A 3,325-nucleotide genomic window follows, 5' to 3' on the forward strand; every position below is an offset into this window, starting at 1 on the left:
CTGCCGAAGCATGGCTCCAAGTTCTGGAGGAAATTGAAGAAACCGATGGGGTCCGCATGGATCGGCTCGAGAGTGGTGCCATCAGGATCGGATGGCGAGAATACTGCGAAGCGTGAAGAGGGCCCGCGATTGAGCGGGTTTTTTATTATCTATCGTATTTTTTATTACCTGCGGTCTTGACTGAATTTATTATCACTAGTAATTTATTTGTCAGGCCATCGGCTCAGCAGCGAAAGCCGCGCCACTCTTTAACAATCAGCGCAACAAACAACAGACCGCATTGCCTCTACCGGTGACCGGCGAACAGACAGGCCCGAAAGCCTGCCAACGACAGGAACAACCTGGGCGGCTGATCGATGGTGAAACGCCAGAACCGTGTGAATGACCCAGCAAGCAATGCGCCCCGCCCCCTCCGGCGGCAGTAGGACTGACAGCATCACTGCTGCACCTTGGTGACAGGGTGCAGTGGGATGTCATCCCACCCAGAGAAATCACCATGTTTGGAATGAAGAAGCTGTTCGGAAAACAAGTCGGCAACGCCCAAGCCGAGATGAAGAAAGTCGTTAACCGCGACTTGATGCAGGCCATTGTCGGCGGCGGCTTATTGGTCGCTGCGGCTGATGGGGAAATTGAAGCCAGTGAGGTTTCCAAGCTCGACGAACTGATTCGCTCCAACCCAAATTTGACGCACTTCGGCGGCGAGATCACCGAAACCATCAATCGCTTCACGGCTCAACTGAACGCCAACTTCCAAGTAGGTCGATTGGCAATCAAGCGGGAACTGACCGACATCAAAAACGTTCCGGCCGACGCGGAGGAAGCCTTCGTCAACGTTCTTGCCGTTGCCCAGGCTGATGGTCAGATCGAGCCAGCAGAATTGGTGGTGCTGAAAGAAATAGGCATGCACTTCGGTCTGCGTCTGGCTGACTACGGTATCGAGGCGTGAAGTACGCGACAAAGGTTCTGCTGATCCTGCTGGCACTGATCGTCGGCTGCATGTTGCTGAGCAACGTAGCCTCTCGAGCCACTTGCTCCTACTAGGGCTTCCAGACTGACCGAGAGACGCGCTACGCCGCCTTTGTAGGCTGCATGGTTCTGGTTGAAGGGGCGTGGTTCCCGCGCAATAAAATCCGCGTAGTGCAGTGACGTTTCACTGATGCCGCTTCTTAAAAGGCGGCATTGGGAAACCAACTAACGCAAGGAAATGGACAATGCTGATTTTGACTCGTAAAGCAGGCGAAAGCATCAACATAGGCAACGACATAACGATCACCGTGCTGGGTGTGAGCGGCCAACAAGTACGCATCGGGACAAGCGCTCCCAAGGAAGTCGCAGTGCATCGAGAAGAGATCACCCAGCGCATTCAAGCGGGCCTGTCCAAACCCCGGTAATTAATCAACCAGCAGGTAGGCGGAGTGCTGACGAATACACATCACCTACTCCGAGGGATCAACATGCATCCATCATTTCAAGAGCGCTTCGATGAACTCGGTGTGCTACTGCAGAAATCTAATGCAGCCCGGGCCGGCCGTATAAATCGACCAGCGCCAGCCAAACCGGTGCGCTACCAAGTCGCCGGGAGAAGCGTCGGCATGTACCAGATTAAAGACCGTACCACCGGCAAGACTCGCGCCTTTCGTGACGACTACAAGGCCGCTCACGAACTCGCCATGCAGTTTGAAGCAAAGGCCAATCGCCACATTGCGGTGGCACTATGAAAAAGCGAAAGCCCAACAACATGCGAACCCGGATAGAGCGAGCGAGCCGGGCACTGCTCAATGCCAATCACGTCGCGGTGGTCCATATCGACCCCAGCGGACGTCAAGGGATGATCAACAGGAAGAGCTGCAAGAGCATCCCGCCAGGGCAGCGCATGGCAGAAGCAGTCTGCGACATTGCCCACCGCTGGACGATCTATGTCAGCGTCCAGTGTCGCGATCAACAAGGGCACCGCTACACTAAATCAGTAGAGGTTGCTCCCCAAGGCAACTATCTGGCCGCGCACCTCGAAGACGTGATCGAGGAAACCTACAAAGACCTGGTCGCCGAGAGCAATCCGAATCATCGGGTCGCTTCGGGCTGGATCGCCATTCCCGCCGAAATATCGCTGACTGAAGAGCAAGCCGCCCGGGTGTTCGACGCCGTGGGTGTCTGGAATCAGCAGAGGGCAGCATGAAAAGCATCAGCAACCAAGTGCGCCAGCGCCGACGACAGACATGGCTGGATCTACCAGCCCACGGAATTGAAGAGACAGGCCATGGCCGAGGAACAGCAGGAGCCGACGGCGGAAGCCATCAAGCAGCGCAAGAAGCGCGAGAAGAAGGTCGCGGACGATGCCAAGAAGGGGATCGGCCGATTCACTGTTGAGGTAGCTGGCGTGTTCATGCCTGACCTGAAGCGCCTCATGAAGGAACATGGCTTCAACAACCAGCAGGAGGTGTATCAGAACCTGCTGCGGAACGTGATCGCCGCGGACTTCAATACGGCGACGCAGATGCTCGAGTGTGTCACGACACCTTATGTAGTTAGCGAAAAAGTGTCGCGAGCCTTCAAGGCAGCATGTCGCCAGCAGCTCAAGGACGATCCCGGCGAACCGGAAGACGAAATCGAAGAGTCGGCGTAACCACCACTTAACTGTCGCATCCGGTCACGGAGGGCGGCGCATACCCGAGACTGCACTTTCGCTAGCTCTACTTCTTCAACAACTCAGCAGGCTTTGCCCAGGCTCGATGTTTCTCCGAGCTTTGATAGAAATTCGCAACATGATCACAAACATATGCACTAGAAACTAAATAATCCACCTCCCACTTCCTTATCAGTTCACGATTCGATTTTGAGATAAAAAAATTAACACTAGACAATACAATCCTCTCATCAGGGAGCATCGTATCTCTCAATATCCCCATGTAGGATCTTTTGGTTCCCAGATCCAAGTCCGACCTATCAACGAGCCGGACTACCCTAAGCGCTCTATGATTGAATACATTGCACAAATCACTATGAGTCAATTTCAACACAAGTTTTTTTGCAGCCCGATATTGCCCAATTGACGGAAGTAAATCAAAACCAGATCTAGCCTTAGTAAGAGAGGTAGCTATTGCCGAAACAACTGTCTCATTGCCCTTCCCTCCACTGAGAACTCTAAAATGAGAATCGCAATATTTGTCAAGACGGTCGAGCAATTGAAAAAAAGTACCTTCAAATTTCTCCATTTCCATCAACCTATACTGCGACTCCATAAATTTTGTAGTTCTTCTAGATTCAGAAGTCTGAATGAGTGTCGTTCTAAGCAACACAAGTAAAGCCAAAAAACTTAGTATTGGAT

At 52.8% G+C, this 3,325-nt stretch carries 7 protein-coding genes; 6 read left to right on the plus strand and 1 reads right to left on the minus strand.

The features are described from left to right. The 6 genes from AC1DVH_RS28250 to AC1DVH_RS28275 form a co-directional block, all read left to right on the plus strand. Positions 1 to 116, plus strand: a 116-nt coding sequence (locus AC1DVH_RS28250) for a DUF1654 domain-containing protein (protein WP_477756568.1), incomplete at its 5' end; no start/stop codon positions are given. Between the two features lie 380 nt (positions 117 to 496). Beyond that, positions 497 to 946, plus strand: coding sequence for a tellurite resistance TerB family protein (locus AC1DVH_RS28255; RefSeq protein ID WP_477756563.1), 450 nt, complete (start codon positions 497 to 499; stop codon positions 944 to 946). Positions 947 to 1,211: 265 nt separating this feature from the next. Beyond that, positions 1,212 to 1,391, plus strand: coding sequence for a carbon storage regulator CsrA (csrA, locus tag AC1DVH_RS28260; RefSeq protein WP_150755807.1), 180 nt, complete (start codon positions 1,212 to 1,214; stop codon positions 1,389 to 1,391). A 201-nt stretch (positions 1,392 to 1,592) separates the two neighbouring features. After that, positions 1,593 to 1,718, plus strand: coding sequence for a hypothetical protein (locus AC1DVH_RS28265; protein ID WP_477756564.1), 126 nt, complete (start codon positions 1,593 to 1,595; stop codon positions 1,716 to 1,718). Next, positions 1,715 to 2,176 (plus strand): hypothetical protein, encoded by a 462-nt coding sequence (locus tag AC1DVH_RS28270; protein WP_477756565.1) that lies wholly within the window; start codon positions 1,715 to 1,717, stop codon positions 2,174 to 2,176. The genes AC1DVH_RS28265 and AC1DVH_RS28270 overlap by 4 nt, the downstream gene beginning before the upstream one ends. A gap of 81 nt (positions 2,177 to 2,257) precedes the next feature. After that, positions 2,258 to 2,623: a hypothetical protein gene (locus AC1DVH_RS28275; protein WP_477756566.1), complete on the plus strand. Its 366-nt coding sequence runs from the start codon at positions 2,258 to 2,260 to the stop codon at positions 2,621 to 2,623. Positions 2,624 to 2,690: 67 nt separating this feature from the next. On the opposite strand, the gene AC1DVH_RS28280 is transcribed toward AC1DVH_RS28275, so the two are convergent. Next, positions 2,691 to 3,325: hypothetical protein (locus tag AC1DVH_RS28280; RefSeq protein ID WP_477756567.1), on the minus strand; the 635-nt coding region annotated here is incomplete at its 5' end.

The sequence above is a fragment of the Pseudomonas sp. P4_C3 genome, assembly GCF_056402075.1.

Excerpts from the sequence above, each read along its gene's own strand:
- AC1DVH_RS28270 (WP_477756565.1), top strand. The coding sequence starts at position 1,715 with ATGAAAAAGCGAAAGCCCAACAACATGCGAACCCGGATAGAGCGAGCG.
- csrA (WP_150755807.1), top strand. The coding sequence starts at position 1,212 with ATGCTGATTTTGACTCGTAAAGCAGGCGAAAGCATCAACATAGGCAAC.
- AC1DVH_RS28265 (WP_477756564.1), top strand. The coding sequence starts at position 1,593 with ATGTACCAGATTAAAGACCGTACCACCGGCAAGACTCGCGCCTTTCGT.
- AC1DVH_RS28255 (WP_477756563.1), top strand. The coding sequence starts at position 497 with ATGTTTGGAATGAAGAAGCTGTTCGGAAAACAAGTCGGCAACGCCCAA.
- AC1DVH_RS28275 (WP_477756566.1), top strand. The coding sequence starts at position 2,258 with ATGGCCGAGGAACAGCAGGAGCCGACGGCGGAAGCCATCAAGCAGCGC.